Annotated in this window: 5 protein-coding genes; all 5 read left to right on the top strand. The window is 70.2% G+C overall.

Going from position 1 to position 21,146, the window contains the following annotated elements; genetic code table 11:
* Positions 1 to 340: 340 nt before the first annotated feature.
* The 5 genes from ABT026_RS11285 (at position 341) to ABT026_RS11265 (ending at position 20,722) form a co-directional block, all read left to right on the top strand.
* Positions 341 to 1,741 (top strand): serine/threonine-protein kinase, encoded by a 1,401-nt coding sequence (locus ABT026_RS11285; RefSeq protein ID WP_351113922.1) that lies wholly within the window; start codon positions 341 to 343, stop codon positions 1,739 to 1,741.
* Between the two features lie 221 nt (positions 1,742 to 1,962).
* Positions 1,963 to 5,094, top strand: coding sequence for an SNF2-related protein (locus ABT026_RS11280; RefSeq protein ID WP_351113920.1), 3,132 nt, complete (start codon positions 1,963 to 1,965; stop codon positions 5,092 to 5,094).
* Positions 5,095 to 5,194: 100 nt separating this feature from the next.
* Positions 5,195 to 10,810, top strand: a complete 5,616-nt coding sequence (locus tag ABT026_RS11275; RefSeq protein ID WP_351113918.1) for an Eco57I restriction-modification methylase domain-containing protein — start codon at positions 5,195 to 5,197, stop codon at positions 10,808 to 10,810.
* Between the two features lie 349 nt (positions 10,811 to 11,159).
* Entirely contained in the window at positions 11,160 to 18,299 is a 7,140-nt protein-coding gene (locus tag ABT026_RS11270; RefSeq protein WP_351113917.1) for a DEAD/DEAH box helicase, read from the top strand.
* Positions 18,296 to 20,722: a UvrD-helicase domain-containing protein gene (locus tag ABT026_RS11265; RefSeq protein WP_351113916.1), complete on the top strand. Its 2,427-nt coding sequence runs from the start codon at positions 18,296 to 18,298 to the stop codon at positions 20,720 to 20,722. The genes ABT026_RS11270 and ABT026_RS11265 overlap by 4 nt, the downstream gene beginning before the upstream one ends.
* Positions 20,723 to 21,146: the final 424 nt, after the last annotated feature.

The raw sequence follows: 21,146 nt of genomic DNA, 5'->3' as shown, positions 1-21,146 counted from the left end.
GGCTGGGCCCGGTTCGCGGCCCCGGATGCGTCCACGCCGCCTTCGCGATCGACGTGTTCTCCCGCACCGTCGTCGGCTGGCAGGTCACCACCAGCCTCTACACCGAACTCGCCCTGGACGCACAGCGGTTGATTACAGTCCCCATGGCGAGAGAGGTGGTCCAACCCGCAGGGCCGACCGGTTCGAGACCCGGCCCTGTCGGGGATGGACGCCTTCTCGCGATCGACGACGGAAGGTGATCGTCTATGACGGGGGCACGCCGTGGTCCGCCGCCGTAGACTGATGCGCAGCAGCGCGGCCGGGGGGCCGTGTCGTGGACTGGTGGGGGACGAGACCGCCGATGCAGCCGCTGGACACCGACCAAGATCCCGCTGTGCTGGGCCCATTCGAGCTGCTGGCCCGGCTCGGGGCCGGTGGCATGGGGGTCGCCTACCTGGCACGTCGCCTGCCACTGGACGGTCTCACGGAGGAGGAGGCTGCCGCCTATCACCTGGTCGAGCCAGACGAGGGCGCGGACACCGGTGAAGCCCGACTGACCGTGATCAAGATGATTCAACCGGATCTGTTGGATCTTCCCGAAGCCCGAGAACGCTTCCGCACGGAGATCGACGCGGTTCGTGCCGTGGTCAGCGACCGTGTCCCGGCCCTGGTGGCTGCCGTGCCGGACGCTGCTGAGCCGTGGTTCGCCATGGACTACGTCGCCGGCCCCACCCTGCACCAGTTGGTGAAAGAGACCGGCATCCTGCCCCTCGGCCCCTGCGCCGCACTCGGCTTGGCCCTCGTGGACGCCTTGCGCGCGATCCACGGCACCGGACTGCTGCACCGCGACCTCAAGCCGGGCAACGTCGTCCTGGGACCAAACGGACCGGTGGTGCTGGACTTCGGTCTCGCCGTGCTGACTGATCGGCCGTCCAGTCAGGCTCTGACGGCGACGGGCACCACCAAGGGAACACATGCCTATATGCCGTTCGAGCAGCTCCAGGACACCAAACACGTCAAGGAACCCGCCGACGTTTACTCCCTTGGGGCCACCCTCTTCTTCGCCCTGACCCGCAGGCCACCATTTCCTCTCGTACCCCTCATGGCGTCGCCAAGCTTCGACGGTGTGGACGCGGTGTTCGTGCCACTGCTCGCCCAGATACTCGTGGCGACTCCGAGTCAGCGTCCCGATCTCGACAGCATCGAGACGAGCCTGCTGTCCCTCCTGGCCGCAGCCGACCTCACCCCCCAGCAGGCCGCCGACCAACTGCTCGCCAGAGTTGTCGCCTCCGGCCTGATCCCGGAACTCCCGGAGGAAATCCTCGCCGAGACCGTGGACCCGAAGGTGCAGGAGGAAGCTCGGCGAGCCGTCGGCGAGGCTGCGGACGAACTCGCCGACGCCGAGGCGGAGTTTTTCGGCATCGACACCGACAATGTCGAGTGGGCCGAGGAGGTGGCCGCCGGAGGGCAGCACGCCGAACCGGATGCCACGCCACCGTCCGATGTCCGAGATGCGGCTCAGCCCGAACCAATGCCGCCGCAGGGCGCTTCCCCGTCGGCCGGCAGCGATGTCGAAGGGGAAGGGGCAGACTGGCCCGGATCAGGCGCGGAGCCCGTACCCCCGCCCACGAGCTACCGTCTCCCGCCGCCCCGACGGTCCGCGCCCACCGGGCCTTCCAGGGTCAAGGCTCCGCCCCGGGCTCCCGCCTTGAAGATCGCGGAGCAGTTGCGTCGCGCCTACGCCCGCAACGGACGTCTCTGAGCTGGAGGCGCTCCGGCAGCGTGGGTCCGAGCCGATCCCGGCCGTGCCGGGATCGGCTCGGTCCTCCCCTCTCGGTCGCGTCTGTCCGTACGGCCCGTCATCCCCACCCGCGTCGGGGTTCTAGGCTTCTGGTTGACACGCATCCCGGTCGGCCCTGCCCTCCGCCACGGTTTCGCTATCCGTGATACGCGTCGCATCATCACCGAAAGGACCCGCACACCATGCCCGACACCGTGCCCGGCAGCACTCAGGACCGTTCCGCCCCGCAGGCGGCGGCACCCGAGGAGGCGCCGCCCGCCGGCACGATGATCGAGGTGCGGGACGAGGAGTGGATGGTCCGCAACAGCCGGCAGCTGCCATCCGGGGAGCTCCTGATCGAGGCGGTCGGCGCCTCCGACCTGGTCCGGGGCCAGGAGGCGCGGTTCTTGGCGCCCACCATGGACCGGCCACGCGTCCTGCGTCCCGAGGACACCGAGCTACGGGCCGACGACTCGCCGCACTTCCGGCGCGGACGTCTCTTTCTCGAGGCGGTCTTCCGAAAGACCCCGCTGCCGCAGACTGAACGCCGCTTGGCACTGACAGACGCGTTCCTGATCGACCGCATGGACTACCAGCTGCGGCCCGCCGCCAAGGCGCTCGCCAACCCGCTGCGGCCAAGGCTGCTCATCGGCGACGTCGTGGGGCTCGGCAAGACCCTGGAGATCGGGGTGCTGCTCAGCGAGCTGATCCGGCGAGGCCGCGGGGAGCGCATCCTCATCGTGACGCCCGCGCCGGTGCTGGAGCAGTTCCAGCACGAGCTGTGGACACGGTTCTCGTTGCCGCTGGTCCGGCTGGACAGCGCGGGCATCGCCAGGGTCGAGCGGAAGATCCCCGCCGGCCGAAATCCGTTCACCTATTTCAAGCGCGTGATCATCTCCATGGACACGCTCAAGAACCCGCGGCGGTACCGCCCCTGGCTGGAGAACATCCGCTGGGACGCCGTGGTGATCGACGAGTCGCACAATCTCATCAACCAGGGAAGTGACCGCCGCGCCCTCGCCGACCTGCTGGCCGAACGGACCGACGCCCTGGTCCTCGCCAGCGCCACCCCTCACAACGGTGACATGGCCGCCTTCACGAACCTCATCCGCCTGCTCGACCCGATGGCGGTCAAGGATCCGCGCAACCCCCGGGCCGAGGAACTGGACCACCTGATGCTGCGCCGCACCAAGGTCAGCACCGAGGTTGCCCGGGAGCTCAAGGACCACTGGGCGCCGCGCGGCGGCTCCCACCCGGTGCGCTGCCGGGCGAGCGATCTGGAGGAGCAGGTCTTCGCCGAGCTCGCCGAGCACTGGCTGAAGCGCAGCGAACCCGGTGCGGGAACGGAGGACCGGCTCTTCCCGTACGTCCTGCTGAAATCCTTCCTCTCCTCGCACCGTGCCCTGTTCGTCACCACGCGGAAGCGGCTGGCGAGCACTGGCCACCGCCTTCCGGACGGCCACGACATCGCGGCGGAGCCGCTGTCCGGTGTGGAGACGAGGACCGCGGAGGCGGCCTCCCTGCTACGGCTGCTGGAACTGGCCCGCGCCATCGAGCGCGCATCGGACGAAGGGCGTAGCCCGCACGCCACCTCCAAGCTGAACGGCCTGGTAGAGGAACTGACCCGGATCGGGGTGGGGGCGGGCAGCGCGACCCGGGCGGTCGTCTTCTCCGAGCGTCGGGAGACGCTGGACTGGCTCGGTACGGTCCTCCCCCCTCTGCTCGGCTGGAAGAACAACGACGACGCCCGGGCCGCCGTCAAGGTCCTGCACAGCACGGGTGTGTCGGACCGAGTGCAGCAGGAGTACGTCGACGAGTTCGCTCGCGCCGGTGGCGACATCCGTCTGCTGCTCACCGGCGACGGGGCCTCCGAGGGCGTCAACCTGCACCGACAGTGCCATCACCTGATCCACTGGGACCTGCCGTGGAGCCTGATCCGTGTCGAGCAGCGCAACGGACGCATCGATCGTTACGGGCAGACCCGCCCGCCCGAGTTCCGGGCGATGATCCTGGAGTCGGCGGTCGAGGGCGCCCTGGACGACACGGACATCGCGGAGAAGGTCCTCGCCCGCGAGGAGAAGGTGCACGCGGTCCTCGGCGCGGTGGAGGCGGTGACCACGGAGAACGACGGCGCGCTGGAGGAGAAGCGCGTCATGGAGGCGCTGTTCAAGGGCGAGGCGCCGCAGGAGGCGGTGGCGGAACTCGAAGCGGTCGCCGTCGGTGACGCAGGCGCCCCGGCGGATCTGCCACTGGCCCAGCGGCTGAACGCGGAGTTCGGCACGGACGACGGCGCGTACGGTTCCCACGGCGACGCCGCGTTCGACTTCGGCCCGTACGACGACGACTTCGGCGATGTCGGCTTCGACTTCACGGACGAGGACGACGAGGGCCCGACCGAAGACGCCGCCGTGCCCGAGGCCGCCGGGACTCCGGACGCTGCCGACGGTCCCGGCGCCCCCGCACCGCTCTATTTCGTCGACGAGCTGCGCCTGTTCACCGATCGCCGGGATTACGTCCTGTCCGGTCTGGAAGAGCTGGCGGATCTGGAAGCGTTCCGGCTGGACACCACCGTCAACGGGACCGACCTCAGTTTCGACACCCCAGAGGACCTCGCCGACCGCCTCGACGTCCTGCCCGCCAGTTATCTGCGCGACCAGCGAATCACTCGCCGGATGAATCTCACCTTCAGCAAGAAGGACGGGGCCGACTCGCTGAAGCGCGCCCGGGAGGACGCCGACTCGTCCTCGCTGTGGCCGGACGCCCACTATGTCGGTGAGCTGCACCCCGTACTGGAGTGGATCACCGACAAGGTCCTGGTGCAGCTCGGGCGCCAGCAGGCTCTGGTGATGCAGGTGGATCCGCAGCGGGTCCCGGAACCGGTGTTCCTCACCCAGGGGGTGTGGTCCAACCGGGACGGCAGGCCGACGGTGGTCACCTGGCTGGCCATCGACCGCCTGGGCCGCCCCGGACATGAGCCCCGGGTACGGGACCTCACCCGGAACCTCCTTGCCGAGTTGGGTCTGGGTCCGCAGATGCCCGACCACTTCACGGCCGGGGACCCGGAGGCGCTGCGGGCGTACGTGCCGGAGGCGGTGGAAGTCACACGGCGGGAGATGATGCGGCGCCGGACGGACGCGGAGCAGCTCGTCGACGCCCCGCTGCGGGAGTACGAGCGCAGGGTCGACCTCTGGCGCGAACAAGCGCTGCCCGGGTTCAGCGGCGGCCGTACCGCCCGTGAGCGGGCGGCCGAGAACCTGGCGGAAGCCGCTGCCCGGCTCCGGACGACGGGCGACGCGATGGTCCGCGTCCTGGCGGTGCTGGAGCCCGGCTCATGACCGCCCGCCCCGCCCGACCCGGCAGCCCGGTCATGGCGGCCCGTCCGTCCCGGCCGTTGCCTCGGCCCGTAACCATCGAGATCCTGCAGGAGCAGCACGCGTGAAGTTCGACGCTCTGATGAACGAGGGTGAGTACTTCCCGCCCTTCTACCTGGACGAGATCCTGCCCAAGCAGCTGAAGGCGGGCAGACTGAAGGAATGGGCCGCGGAGGAACGTCAGGGACGGCCCACACCCCGGCAGGGACTGCGAGACCTGACTCGGCACTACCTCGCCGCACGGCTTGAGGTAGGTGGGGAGGCAAGCAAGTACAACCTCCTCCCGGACTTCGCGGGCATCACGGAACAGCAGGCGGCGGCCGAGGCGGCGCGGGCCCACCGGGACGCTCACCGGGACACCCGTGCCTGTGAGGGAGCCGACGGGGAGGCCCTGCCCGGGTTCCTGCCGGCGACCCGTCCCAGGGTCTTCGACGACGACCCCGAAGGTGCCTGGCGTGCTGGTCTGGCAGCCTGGCACGACCGTGTCCTCAGGGCGCTCGGCTTCACCCCGCGCCCCGGCCGGCTCACCGTGCATGCCGCCGCCGGCCCGGTCGTGGTGCCCGTCCAGCACGCCGAGCCCGGCATCGCCGTCCTGGCCGGCGGTTTCGCCGACGAGGTCGCCGCCACCCGTGGCGACGGGTCCGCGAATCGGCTCGCCGTACCGGTCCGGGTGGCCTCTGGCAAGACGCTCACTACCGTCACCGACCTCGCGGCCTGGCTGTTGGCCACCGAGGACGCGCCCACCTACGTCCTCATGCTGTTCGGCGGGGTTGTGGTCCTGGCCGACCGGGAGAACTACCTGCGCGGTCGTCACCTGGCGGTCAGCCTGGATGTCGCCCTGCCCCGCAAGGGCACCAAGGGCGCGACCGCCGACGAACTCGACGTGATCGCCGCCCTGTTCGGAGCGCCCTCGCTGCGGCCCGCTCAGGACGGCGGCGAGGACGACATCGCCCGGCTGGTCGCCGAGTCCCGCGACCACTCCGTCGGTGTCACCTCCGACCTGCGCGAGGGCCTGAAGGCGTCCGTCCAGCTCATCGCCAACGAGGTGCTGGAACTCGCCGGAGCACGGGGCGTACGCCCCGCCGACCTCCCCGAGTGGCTGCCGGGCCCACTTGCGGAGCCCGGAGCCCTCGCCAAGGTCCTCACCAAGGAGTCCCTGCGCTACCTCTACCGCGTGCTCTTCCTCCTCTACGCGGAGGCCCGCCCCGAACTCGACATCCTCCCGATGAAGAGCGCCGAGTACGCCTCGGGGTACAGCGTGGCCCGGCTGCGCGAACTGGTCGTCCAAGAGAAGCTGTCCAGCGCCTCCCGCGACCGCCACCACTTCCACGACTCGCTGGCACTGCTCTTCGACAAGGTCTTCACCGGGCACCCGGTCGCCGACACGGTCACCTCCCGTGAGGCGCTGCCGGCAGCGGCGGCCGCGGAGTCGGTGGACCTCGCCGAGGACGACGGCTACGAGGGCGTCCGCATCGAGGCGCTGCGCTCCCGCCTGTTCGACCCCACGTCGATACAGCTGGTCGACCAGATCATCGTCCACCCCGACGACCTGGCCCCCGACGGCACCGTCCCGGACGGCGCGCGCAGGCTGGACCTGCGGCTGCGTAACAAGGTCCTGCACCAGGTGCTGCGCAACCTGACCATCGTGGAGGGCAAAGGCCGGGGAGGACGGGGCGGGTTCATCTCATACGCCAACCTGAGCATCAACCACCTGGGCGCGGTGTACGAGGGCCTGATGTCGTACACCGGGTTCATCGCCGACGAACCGCTGTACGAGGTCGCCAAGGGCGGTGACCCGAGCGGCGGCTCCTGGCTGATCAAGGCGAGCCAGGTAGCGTCGGGACGCTACCCGGACGGGCCGAAGGACAGCGTCTTCGTCAAGACGGAGATCAACCCGCAGACCGACGAGCGGGTGCCACTGCCCTACAAGGTCGACTCGTACGTGTACCGGCTGGCCGGCCGTGACCGCCAGACCAGCGCCTCCTACTACACGCCGGAGTCCCTGACCCAGGCGACCGTCGAGCAGACCCTACGCTTCCGGCTGGACGACGACGGCAAGGTGGATCCCAAGGACCCCGACGCGGCCTGGGTCAACGCGGCGGACGTGCTGCGCTGGCGGGTGTGTGAACCTGCCCTGGGATCGGGTGCATTCCTCAACGAGGCCGTCAACCAGCTCGCAGAGCTGTACCTGCGTCTCGCCCAGCGGGAGCGTGGCGTCGACATCGACCCCGAGGAATATCAGCGTGAGCTGCAGAAGGTGAAGGCGTACATCGCCCTGCACAACGCGTACGGCGTCGACCTCAACGAGACGGCCGTGGAGCTCGCAGAGATCTCCCTCTGGCTGAACACCATGTACCGGGGCATGAAAGCCCCCTGGTACGGCCTCCACCTGCACCGGGGCAACTCCCTGATCGGCGCAGCCCGCCGGGTCTACCCCGGCAACAGTCTGAGCAAGGGCGGCTGGCTGACCTCCAAGTCCCCGCAGCGTCCCCGGCACGTGCCGCTCACGGAGAAGCTGAGGGCCCGTGAAGTGCACCAGTTCCTGCTGCCCGCCATGGGCTGGGGTTCCATCGGGGAGAAGGTCGGCCTGCGCACCTTCAACAAGGGCAAGGCCAATGAAGTGGTCAAGGCCGTGGTGGACGGCGACGTCGTCGACTGGCTGGAGCCGGAGCAGGTCCAGGCGCTGCGCCGCTGGCGTTCCGCGATGCGGCGCAACCCGAAGGGCGGCCAGCCAGCCTCGGCCGGGCAGAGGCCGAGGGTTGCCCCGACGCCCGAGGCACTGGCCCTCAAGGACGAGGCGAGGGGACAGGGCACCCTCGATTTGGGGCTGGAGATCTGGGACCAGCCGTCGTTGGGTCTTCTGGAGGAGGCCGTCCCGTCGGAGCCCGCACCGCCGAAGCCGGCACCGTCGGCTGTCGTGCCGGACGACGAGGATCCCAACTCCCGTACCCAGACCGGCCGTCTGATGGGCCTGGCCCGCCGGGTCGAGTACCTGTGGGACCTGGTCGTGATGCGGCTGCGGCTGTCCGAGCAGGAGATCGCGCGGCACGTCGACGTGTGGGGCGCGTCCGCCTCCAGCACCGGCACCGGCACCGGCACCGGCACCGGCACCGGCACCGGCAAGGGGAGCAGCGGGCGTCCGCCGATGGACCGGGACGCGGTGCTCGCGGCACTGCACCGGAAGGGGACACCGTACTGGCGGCTGAAGCAGGTCATGGACGCGTGGTGCGCGCTGTGGTTCTGGCCGCTGGAGAAGATCGGCCTGCTCGACGGCACCGACGACTTCGAGTACCGGCCACGCGGTGAGGACCGCACGGCGCTGCCCAAGGGCCACGGGCGGCGCAAGGTCGCCCTCAGGTCCCTGGACGACTGGATCGAATTCGCGGAGGCGGTGCTGGGCCGGGTCGACGTGGAGGACCGCAAGCAGGCCTCGCTGCTGTCCTTCGAGGGCGTTACGGACCTGGACGAGCTCGACGTCAAGGAGGTCGAGCTCGACAACAAGATGACCGAAGAGACGGCTTGGTCCCGGCCAGCCGACCTGGGCGACACTTTCCCCTGGTTCGAGACGGTGCAGCAGATCGCGGAGGAACGGGGCTTCTTCCACTGGGAGCTGGACTTCGCCCACGTGTTCGCCGACGGCGGGTTCGACCTGATGGTGGGGAATCCGCCGTGGGTCCGGCAGGAGTGGGATGAGAACGGCGTCCTTGCGGAGCTCGAGCCGTGGTTCGTCCTGGGCGGCAAAGATGCCGAGGTTCAGCGGGAACGGAACGTGGCGGAGGTCCTAGCCCGGCCCGGGAACCGGACATTTTATCTGGGCGAGCTGGAGACGGTGGCGGGGGTCTCCGAGTTCCTGTCGTCTGCGGACACGTATCCGGAGCTGGTGGGGACCCGGCCGGACATGTACCGGGCGTTCATGTTGTTGGCGTGGAGGGCAACAGGGGAGCGGGGGATCGCGGGGCTGATTCATCCGTCCACTCACCTGACGGGCGCCAACGAAGGCGTGCTTCGCGCGGCTGCCTACCGGCATTTCCGTTTCCACGCGGATTTCACCAACGAGCTCCTCATCTTCGCAAATCCCGTCGGCAACAGCAGCCATTTCAGCGTCAACGTGTACGGCCGAGATCAGGAGATTTGCTTCCAGCACATGAGTTGGCTGCTGCACCCGAGTGTTCTCGTTAAGTCCGTTCGGCACACAAGATCGGACGATCCTCTGCCGGGTGTCAAGCACGAGGGTAAGTGGGACCTGCGTCCACACCGGGACCGGATCGTCACCGTGGATGAGGTCCGTCTCGCGGAATGGCGTGAACTGGCGGGTGAAGAAGGTCTGCCCCCAGTTGATCAGACCAAGCTCCTCTTCCCTGTGACACGGGCGGAGGAGTCGGCCATCGCGTCCTTGGCGAAGTGGCCGCATCGTCTGGCCGCACTGGACCCACGCATCAGTGGAGGCTTCAACGAGAAGACCGACCGTACCGCTGGCTACTTCAACTGGGCTCCGGGCAAGGTCGCGACCTGGGCTGACGTCATTCTCCAAGGCCCGCTGATCCATGTAGCGACGCCCTATCACAAGCAGCCACCCGAGGGCGGTTCCAAGAGCATGCGGGACTATGAGCCCTGGGATCACAGGAACATGGCCGAAGATGCCGTGCCGCGTACGAACTATCGTCGGGCTCTCTCCGCGTCGGCCTACTATAATGCGCTGCTGCGACGTCCGTGGCGTGATTTGGAGTTGCTTGGCGATATCCGAACGGAAAAAAGAGTCGCCGAGGTCTTGGGAGAATCTAGCGAGACAGAGCGCAGCCTAGTGTTCTCCGACTGGACGACCCGACCGTACTCACGTTTTTATCGGCTGGCTTGGCGGCGGCAGATTGCCTCAAACACCGAACGAAGCCTGTTCGCGGCCCTCATCCCGCCTGGTCCGGCTCACATTCACATGGTGCACACTGCCGCGTTGACGGATGACCGTAAGACGGCACTAGCCGCTGGGTTCTGGGCTTCACTTCCGCTGGACTACTTCCTGCGAGCCACTGGGCGCTCGGATCTGCAAAAAGGTGAGGCAGAGGTTATGCCTGCGCCTACAGCAGACCATCCCCTCGAAGAGGCGCTTCTACTTCGTATCCTCCGTCTCAACTGTCAGACAAACGCGTACGCGCGCCTCTGGGCCAAGATTTTCGACGGCTCATGGCAGCAGGACGCCTGGGCAGCATCGGCGTGTTGGCCCGCAGACACAGCACCACTCTCGGATGGCGTTGGCCCCACCTGGGAGTGGGGTACACCCCTCCGGACGGAGTTCGCGCGGCGGGCGGCGCTCGTGGAGATCGATGCCCTCGTCGCCGTCTGGCTCGGAATCAGCGCGGACGAGCTGGTGGCGATGTACGACGCCCGGTTCCCTGTGCTCCAGCAGTACGAGGAGAGCATGTGGTTCGACGCAACCGGGCGGCGGATCGCCAAGGCGCACCAGCAACACGGTTACGGGCAACCGAAGAACGCATGGAAGCAGTTGAGCGCGCCTGACGCCTTCCCGGAGGAGTACGCCGTACCCGAGGGCTACACCGGGCCTCTCTACCGGGCCGACCGGAAGAAGGAGATGCGGGCGGCACACGCCGAGTTCACCCGGCGGTTGCGGGCAGCCGGCTGGGAGCCCGGTGACACCGAGCCGCCCGAGACGGCGAAGGAAGGCTGAGGAGACCCGGTCAACAGCTGCCAGCCCGCCCCTCGGCGCTGGCCCTGCCCGCTCCGGAGGATCCCGACGGCCGGGGGCTACTGCTGGTCGCTTCGCTCTCGACCCGCTGGGCTGGCACCCGAGGCGCGGCGCCCAGGCAAGACCGTGAGGGCGGAATGCACGCTGGCACCGGGCAGCTGACCCGGCCCGCATGCGTCCGCCCGATCGATGCCGATGAAGGCGGGGGCGTTGTCGTATCTCCGCCGTAAAGTGGTGGTGATCGATTCGGCCGCCGTGGCGTGGTCCGCCCCTCCGCGGCCGTCTCGCTCGCCGGGACAGCAACACGGGAGACGGGGGCCAGAGGCGCGTCATGAGACCCACACTCGCCGCGCAGACGCTGCGCGACACCACGGTCGAGTATCTGACAACGACCTTCGCGCTGGCCGAGCCCGACACCCAGGACGCGCTGGAGGACTTCCTCACCGATCCGGCCGACGGCCTGTTCCGTGGGCCGTATCTGCGGATACGGCGGCCCTTTCGGCCGGCGGACGACGGCTGGCAGGCCCACCTGGACTGGTGGCCGAGCGGCTTCGACTTCTACGCCCACCAGGCTGAGGCGTTCGCCCGGCTGACGAGCAAGGACGGGCAGAGGCCGCGCCCCACCCTGGTGACCACCGGCACCGGCTCCGGCAAGACCGAGTCCTTCCTGGTACCCGTCCTCGACCACTGCCGCCGGGAGCGGCAGGCGGGACGGGCGGGCGTGAAGGCCGTCCTCCTGTATCCGATGAACGCGCTCGCCGGTGACCAGGCGAAGCGGCTGGGGGAACTCTTCGAGCGGGACGAGCGGCTGGCCGAGGTAACTGCCGGCCTCTACATCGGCGAGGCGTCCGGGGCTCGCGGCTCCGAGCCGCCGTACGGGCGGGTGATGGTGGACCGGGCGGAGATCCGCCGCAACCCGCCGGACATCTTGATCACCAACTACAAGATGCTGGACCTGCTGCTCCAGCGGCAGCAGGACGCCTCCCTGTGGCGCGACGCGGACCTCGCGTACATCGTGATCGACGAGTTCCACACCTACGACGGCGCCCAGGGCACCGACGTGGCGATGCTGTTGCGCCGACTGGCGGCCGTGGTCGGCGCTTCCCGGGAAGGGGAACCGCTCGGCTCGATCTGCCCGGTGGCGACCTCCGCCACTCTCGGCTCCGGGTCGGGCGCGGGCGGGGCGCGGGCCATGCTGGACGTGGCCTCCCAGGTCTTCGGCACCTACTTCCCGGACGACGCGGTCGTGGGGGAAGACCGCCGGGCCGTCGAGAACTTCCTCACCCCCGTCGACCACACCCTGCCGCTGCCCTCACCGGAGGAACTGGCCGCGCTGCCCGACCCGGTGCGGACCCCGGGCGGTCTCGACGCGGTGGCGCGGGCCACCTTGGGCTGCGACACCGTCGACCCGCGCGAGCTGGGTCGGCGTCTGCTCGCGCACCCGCTCACCCACGAGTTGCTGCGGACCAAGGACGCCCCGCTGACGGCGGTAGAGGCGCTGGAGGAGTTCCCGGCCACCTCGGCTTGGCGGGCCGCCGTGGCCAGGGACCCGGAGACCGCGGCGAGCGCGCTCGCCCGCTTCGTGGCGCTGATCTCGCACGCCCGCGACCCAAAGTCACCGGCCGGAAGAGAACGGCCCCTGCTGCTGATCGAGACCCATCTGTGGCTGCGCGCCCTGTCCCGGGTGCTGCGGTTCGTCGCCCCTGAGCCGGTCTTCTCCTGGTCGGACGCCGATCAGGCCGCGCAAACCGGCGTGGTGCCGTCCGGGGCTGATGAGCCGGGAGCCGGACGTGCGGATGCCGACCGTGCCGCGGTGGTACGGGCCGCACAGGAGGAACGGCGACGGCAAGTCCGACGCTCGGGGCGGCTGCCGGCCGCCTACTGCCGGCACTGCGGACGGTCCGGCTGGTCGGCGATCTGCCCCGACCGCAACCCGCAGAACCTGGTGACCGCCCCCGACGAGATCTACCGGGCCAGCGTGGCCGGTGGCGCGGCCAAGGGGCGGGTGCGAGCCATGATCGCCGCCACTCCCGCGGAGGCCGCCGAACAGGCCCGCGCGATCCGTGCCCGGCGGTCCGCCCGGCACGGACGGCGCGGCGCTGCTCACGACGCCACCCTGATGGTCCTGGAGGACAACGGCAGCACGCTGCGGCGCCTCGACCCGGACGAGGTCCTGCCCGAGGACGGGGACACCGCCGCTCCGACCCCGGACAACGAGGTCTACGTATGGGTGTGGTTCGACAACCAGGAACGCGCCGATTACGCGAAACAGGACCGCTGCCCCGCCTGCGGACAGGCCCAGGGCATCCGCTTCCTCGGTGCCGGTGTCGCCCCGCTCGCCTCGGTCGTGGTCACCCAGCTCTTCACCGAGGGGGAACTGCCCGCCAGGGACGAGAAGGGGCAGGACCGCCGCAAGACACTGATCTTCAACGACTCAGTGCAGGACGCCGCGCACCGCGCCGGATTCGTCGCCAGCCGGTCCTGGAAGTTCTCCTTGCGCTCGGTCATCCACCAGCAGCTCGCAGAAGGCGTGGGCAGCGATCCCGCGTACGCGGCCGACGGCGTGCCGCTGAACGAACTGATCGCCTCCCTGATCCGCTGGGCGGCCGGCCGGGACCAGCGTGAACTCGCCTCCGTCGTTCCGCCGGACCTCCAGGACGTGGACCGGGTCCGGCGGCTGCTGGAAGGCCGCAAGCGGGTTCCCGCCCAGTCGGCCTGGGAGCTGATCGGGCAGCGGCTGGCCTTCAGCACACTGCTGGAGTTCGGCCTGCACTCGCGCCTGGGACGCACCCTGGAGCTGACCCGCACGGTCGCCGCCGAGGTGTACCTGCCCGAGCCCGAGAAGGCGGCCCTGGCCGCCGAGTCGCTGTTCGAGGCACAGGAGCGAGGTTTCCTGCCCGTCGTAGACCATGAAGGGGGCGACGGTGAGGACAGCGGAGGCGACAAGAGCGCGGCCCTCGCCGGACCGCCCGCCGAGAGGGGTCCTGCCCGGCTGCGCTACTTTGAGGGTTACGTCCGGGGCCTGCTGGAGCACATCCGGCAGGCCGGCGGCGTCCACCACGCCTGGCTGGACCGCTTCATCGATGAGGAGGGGCGCACCCGGCACCCGGTCAGCACCGGGCGACGCGAAGGAATGCCGGCCTTCGGACGGCACTCCGAGGCCCCGGCGTTCGTCCTGGTGGGCGGCCGGACGGGCAAGACGGACTTCGAGCGGGTCGACACCCGCGACAGCTGGTACGTCGACTTCACCCGGCGCTGTCTCGGCCTCGACCGGGACGCGGCGGGCGCCTACCTGACTGCCCTGTTCGGTGCCCTCGCCGACGACGGCGTCGGCGCCCTGGCGTTCCGGCGAACCGGCCCGGCCGAGCAGCGCGGCACCCGCAACGGCGTGTACGGGTTGACCGCCGGACACATACGGGTACGTCCGCTGGACGACGAGCAGACTCGCGACGCCGTCCTCACCTGCCCGTCCTGCGGCTGGACCCAGACCGTTCCGCCCGAGCGCGCTCCCGTCTGGCTGGGCACGCGCTGCCCGCTGAAGCGTTGTGAAGGCGTGCTCAGCCGGCCGTCACCCGAGGCGGGCGGCCGGGCGGCCCGCGACCCGAGGTCGGACTACTACCGCCGCCTCTACCGCGACGCCGACCCCTACAGCGTCGTCGCCGCCGAACACACCGGCGTCCTCAAACGCAAGGAACGTGAGGAGGTGGAGCGGGGCTTCCGGCGCGGCGTGAAGCACACCGACCCGAACGTCCTGTCCTGCACGCCCACCCTCGAACTCGGTATCGACATCGGGCAGCTGGAGGCCGTCATCCTGGCGTCCCTGCCGCCGTCGACGGCCGGGTACGTCCAGCGGGCCGGCCGCGCGGGCCGCGCCACCGGCAACGCCTTGCTGGTGTCCCTCGCCGACACCAGCCCGCGCGCCCTCTACCACCTGGCCGAACCCCGTCATCTGATCGCGGGCCCGATCCTGCCGCCGGGCTGCTTCCTGTCGGCGGGTGAACTGCTGTGCCGCCAGTACACCGCCTACCTCGTCGACCGCGCCGCCCGCGGCACCCTGGACGGCGTCCCGCCGATGCCCGACCGGGTCACCCAGCTCGTCGGCCGCACCGGTTGGCTGAAGCTGTTCGGCCGGGCCACCGAGGGCCGCCTCGACCTCGCCGACGCCTTCCTGCGCCTGTTCCCGGCCATCCCCGGTGTCCCCGGATCGGGCGCCTCGAAGGATGCCCGCGCCACCGTGCGGAGGTATGCGGCAGGCAGGCTCGCGCGTGACCTGGAAGCCGCCGAGCGTGCCTGGGAGAGCGAGCGTGCCGAGCTCGCCCGGCGCCGCCTCATGATCAACGAGGCGGCGGAGGCCCTTCACGAGAACGTTGAGGATGAGGCTCGCGAGAAGCGCACCCTGAGGCGCGAGGCGAAGGGCGTCGCGACCCGACTGGCGCAGCTTGCCCAGTCCGACGCCCAGGGCTTCCTCGTCGAACACGGCTTGCTCCCCAACTACAGCCTGGTTGAGGACGGGGTGCGGCTGGAGGCAATGCTCAGCTACAAGGAACCCGTCCGGCGCTCCCGCACCCCGGGCGCGGACGCCGAGGGCGGGGCCACATCCCGCTGGAGCACTGAACCCCGGGTCTACGACCGGCCCGCCGAGGCCGCGCTCACCGAGCTCGCCCCCGGCAACACGTACTACGTCCGTGGCTACCGCCACCGCGTCGACGGCTTCGACCTTGGGCCGGTCACCAAGGGACAGCCCGAGGGGCACCCTCCGGCCATCCACGTCTGGCGGATCTGCAAGGAGTGCGGACACGTCCGCACCGGGCCCCGCGCCGAGGAGGACCACACGCCCTGCCCCCGCTGTGGCGGCCCCGACATCGGCGGACGCACCGCCGTCTTCCGGGTCGTCGTCCCCCGCAAGGTGACCGCCCACGACAAGCGGGACGACGCCCGGATCGTCGACGACCACGAGAACCGCGACCAGACGAGGTACACGACGGTGACCGCCGTCGACGTCAATCCCAAGGACATCAAGGACACCTGGCGGCACCGGAAGACCACCTTCGGCGTGGACCATGTCCGAGAGGTCGTGATCCGTCGCTTCAACCTCGGCAAGGCCCGCCACGGTCGGCGCAGCGACACGTACTTCGCCGGCACCGAGGTGGCCACCCCCACCGGCTTCACCGTCTGCCCCCGCTGCGGCGGCGCCACCGAACGCGAACCAGGCAACGGACCTTCCCAGGACTCCCTGGGCCAGTCCCTGCTCAGCCGCGCCGAACTCGCTCACCACCGCCCCTGGTGCCCGGTCCGGCGCCGCGACAAGCAGGCCGCGCCCGAGGACGTGCAGGTGCTCACGGCCACCGAGCATCGCACCGAGGCACTGCGCATCCTGCTGCCCGCCGCCACCCTCAACGTGCCCGAGCGGCTGGCCTCCTTCTCCGCTGCCCTGCACCTCGGCCTCGCCTTGCGCTACGGCGGCGACCCCGACCACATCCGGTCCACGCCCGCCACCGAACCCGACCGCGAGACCGACCTCACCCGCAACTACCTGGTCCTCTACGACTCTCTGCCCGGCGGCACCGGTTACCTCCAGCGGCTGGTCGACCGCGACGGCGAGGAGTTCCGGGCGGTGCTTGCCGGGGCTCAGCAGACCCTGCGGCACTGCCCCTGCCGGGACACCCCGCGGCGTGCCTGCCACCGCTGCCTGCTCGGCTACGGCCCCGAACGGGACTACAAGGACCTCGACCGGCAGGAAGCCCTGTGGATGCTGGACAACCTGCTCGGCACCGACGGCCTTAGCGGGTGGGACGTCCACAAGGAGGAGCAGGCCGACGCCGGACTCCGCTTCGTCGAGCAGGCCGAGAGCGACCTGGAACGCCGTTTCGTCGAGGCCCTCGACCGGTGGCTCGCCACCCTGCCCGAGGGGGCCGCCGAGCACGAGCAGACGCCTACCGGGCGGCCCGGCAAGCAGTTCACGCTCACCCGGCCCGGCGGGGCGCCGGTCCGCTGGGAAGTCGTCGCCCAGAAGGACCTGCCCGACCACCGCACCCGCCCTGATTTGCTGTTCCGCCCGCCCGTGGGATACGCCACCGGTGACGGGGCGCCACCGGTGCAGATCGCGGTCTACCTGGACGGCTACCGCTGGCACGCCTCTTCCCGCACAAACCGGATCGCTTCCGACGCCGCGAAACGCGCCCGGCTGCGCGCCGACGGCTACCTCGTCTGGCAGATCACCTGGGACGACGTGGTCGCCTGGGAGAAGACTCTGTCGGCGGAGCCGGTGCCAGAAGTCGACCAGACCCCCGATCCCCTCGCCCCCGTGCTGGCTGGCCCGGACGCCGACGCGGCTTGGCCGCCGTACGACGTGACCTCCCCGACCGGCCCCGGCGCCAAGGTGCTCAAGCAGTGGGAGGGTCTGAAGCGCGACCCCGCAGAGGCAGCCGCGCTGCTCTACGAAGGAGCCATTCCCTCCCTCCTGGGATTCCTGCGTGACCCCCGCCCGCGCAAGTGGCACCACCTCGCCCAGCTCGCGGTCAGCGCACCGGCAGTCGCCCGCCGCGCGGACCTCGTCGACGCGGCACCAGAGGCCGCGGCAGGCTGGGTCGAGGCCGCGGTACGCGGCGAACCGGCTCCCGCGGTTAAGGGCGAGGGCGTCAAACTCCTTGCCTACCAGGACGGTTCAGGACTGCCCCTGATCCTGATGGGGGCGTCCCGACCCAACAGCAAGGCATTGCGCTGGAGCGCCCTAGCCGTCCTCGACGACCGCACCACGGCAGTCGCCGGGGACCGCCCCGAACACCGGCGCCGGTGGAAGGCATGGCTGAACTGGGGCAACATCATCCAGTTCCTCGACACCGACGGGACCGGCACAGCCGAAGGACTGGCCCTCGCCCGCAGCACGCTCGATACCTTCGACGCCGGGCTGCTCGCCGCCACGGCAGGACACAGGACGGGGATGCTGTCCGCCTTGCGCGACGGCCTGCCCGGGACGGGATTCCTCCCAGTGGACGATCATGAGGACCGCGGCGCACCCGTCGTCCGGGACGCCGAGGCCGGCGGGCGAAGCGCTGACCTGGGCGTCAGGGCCACCGAGGCTGTCGACCTAGCGTCGGCTGGGACCCACGTCGCGGAGAGCGGGACACCGCGGCCGGCGGGGACCGCGACCGCGCTGGAGCGCGCAGCCTGGGAGCTCGTCGTCGGCGAGCTCACCCGATGGGGCGATCCGCAGGTCGCAGAGCTTGCCGCGGCCCTGGCGGAGCGCGGCCACGTGCCCCCGGGAAAGACTGGATGGGACGTCGACGGGGTATCCCGGACGGTCGAACTGGCCTGGCCGGAGCAGCGGATCGGCATTGTTCTGCGGGAAGACGCCGAGGACACGGAGTACATGGCCCAGTGCGCGGCGGTCGGCTGGCAGGTGCGGCCGTCCACCGACTGGGACGTCGAAGAACTCGCCCGCCTGCTGGGCGCGGAGGAGGGCACACGGTGAGTGACAGGGCGGGGCATCCGGCGGGCGGGGCCAGGACACGGGTGCAGGTGGGGATCCAGGCCCACGAGGACATCCGGCGCCGTGGACCGGCGGTGGCGGAGGTGGTCGCCGGCTTCGTGCACCGGTTGCGCGCCGACCGGACCAACCGGGCCTTGAGGCTGACCGCCCTGCGCCCGGCTGGCGACGACGGGAACCTGTGCGTCGCCTACGCCGACACCCGCTGCATGGTCCTGCTCCTGTCCACCGACGGCGGGGACGAGATGCGGGTCCTGGCGGTCCGTGACGGGGCCATGGCGCGCGACGAGCTTGCCCGGCTCACGGTGGAGATCAATCCGGTGTCGGGCGCCATCGAGGTCGTCGACCAGAGCGAGGTCAGCGCCAACGTCGTCTCCCTGCCCGACCGGTCGGAGTCCGCGGGCACCGACGCGTCCGCCCAGTCCGGCGAGGACGCCACGCACGAACCCGTGCCGTCGAGGCCCGGAGCGGACGACACCTCATCGTCAGTTCCCAGCAGCCTGCGGCCGCCCCTGTTCGCCGCGCACGACGACGCGACCCTTCGCGATCTCGGGGTCGTCGCCTCTCTGCTGCCGGCTCTGCGCAAGGTCCGGACGGAGGAGCAGTTCCGTGAACTGCTCGGCCACAACATCCCCGAACTCACCCGCGACGTGCTGCTCGCCCTGCGCGACGGGGGCGATCCGCAGGACGTGCGCCGCCACATCACCGAAGGGTGGCGCGCCGACGGCGTCGACCCGGCGGACTGGTCCGGTGCGGCGCGGCGCGCCGTGTCGCAGGCGGAGACCGACGACGACGCCGTCCTCCAAGCGCTCGGGCAGAGCTTCGACGCCTGGAGGCTGTTCCTCCACCCGGAACAGAAGCGACTCGCGACAGCGGACTTCAAGGGCTCCGCGAAGGTGACCGGAGGCCCGGGCACCGGAAAGACCGTGGTGGCACTGCACCGCGTCCGCCATCTGGTGGACCGGCTGCCCCCGGGCCACACCCGCGCCGTGCTGCTCACCACCTACAACACCAATCTCGCCCTGGAACTCCGCGAACGGCTGCGGCAGCTGGGCGGCGACGATCTGCTCCGCCGGGTCGACGTCAAGTCCGTCGACGTCCTCGCCCGGGAGACTGTCCAGGAGGCCCGAGTCGATCTGGGCCGGCCCTTGGACGACGAGGCGGCGACGGGCCTCTGGCACGATGTGCTCACCGACACCGGCTGTTTCGACTACGACGTCGACTTCCTCGACTCCGAGTTCAAGCACGTAGTCGTCGCCGGCCGATGCGGTTCCTGGGAGGTCTACCGTCGCGTCGGCCGGTCCGGGCGACCTCGCGTCACCACCGCCCAGCGCCACGAGATCTGGCAGCTCATGCAGGCGTACCGGGCGAGGCTCGACGGCCCGCCCCGGCGCACCACGTACGCGCTCATCGCTGACCAGGCCGCCGTCATCGAGCAGCGCCGCCTGGACCGGGCAGAGGAACAAGCCCGCTACAAGGAGGGACAGGGCGGGCGCGACTTGGTCCACCGCGAGGCGGGCAGTGGTATGTGGCTCAAGCCGCGCTACCGGCACATCGTCGTCGACGAGGCCCAGGATCTCTCCGCCTCACACTGGCGGATGCTGCGGGCCATGGTCCCTAAGGGAGCGAACGACATCTTCCTCGTCGGTGACGCACACCAGCGCATCTACGGCAGCAAGGTCGTTCTCAGCCATCAGGGCATCGAGGTACGCGGCCGGGCGTCGCGACGACTGACCCTCAACTACCGCACGACCCGGCAGATCCTGGGGAGCGCCGGTGGCCTCATCACCGGGGCGTCCTTCGACGACCTGGACAGCGGAACGGAAAATCTGGAAGGCTACCGTTCCGTGCTGACCGGGCTTGCCCCGCAGTTCTGGCGGGCACCCGACCGGCTCACCGAAATGCGGGCCGTGGCTACCCTGATCCGCGACCGGCACGACGCCCACCGCACGCCGTACTCCGCGATGGCGATCAGCGTGCCGGACGGCGCGTCGGCACAGGAGTTCGCCAACGTGCTGGTCCGGGAGTTCTCGCTTCCCGTCGTCGAACTGGGCCGCGACGGCGTGAGGTCCGACCTCGACGCCGTACGGATCGGGACCATGCACCGGTTCAAGGGACTCGAGTTCCAACGAGTCTTCCTGACCTCTGTGGGAGAGGGACAGATCCCGCATCAGCGTATCGAGCAGTACCGGCTCGCCAGCCCGGAGAGGTACCGGCAGGAAGAAGTCCGCGCGCGGTCTTTGATCTTCGTCGCTGCTACCCGTGCCCGGGACGAACTCGTCGTCACCTGGAGCGGCGCGGCCAGCCGCTTCCTGCCCCGGGACGCAGACAGGACCGCGCTGCGCGCTACGGACCTATTGCACCGTGACGAGCCCCCGCCCGGATCGTCTAGGCGGGTTGCCGCCTGACGATCCGGACATCGAGGCCACTCTCCGGGACGCAAACGGAGACGAAGCCGTCGAGTGGCGGGGCCGCCCGTGACTCCGGGGCGATGGCGACGCTGGTGGACCAGCGCACGTCCGCCGTCCGGCCGAAGACACCACCTACGCATCGCCCAGGTTCATCAGAGGCCTCGACCGTCGTTGGGCTCAGGCAGGCTCGTTCTGGTTGATGTGAGACCGGCGGATCACCTCGCTTAGAGGTGACGGCATCCGCCGGCCTCGCCCCATCGACACCCACGTGAAGGTGAGCCTCGAGGACGTCATCGAGTTTACGGTGGAGGTTCTCGTAACTCCGTCATCCGGGCTGGGCAGGAGTGTGGTTCGTCGTGATTCCCCAGGGCCGTGAGGTGCACACCGAGGCAGACGTGGCGGAGGCCATGGGCCTCCCCCT

The organism is Streptomyces sp. NPDC002734, assembly GCF_040295685.1.
In the GTDB taxonomy this organism is placed as follows: Bacteria; Actinomycetota; Actinomycetes; order Streptomycetales; family Streptomycetaceae; genus Streptomyces.
The sequence above is the reverse complement of the archived record's forward strand: the minus strand, read 5'-3'. Positions and strand labels throughout refer to the sequence as shown.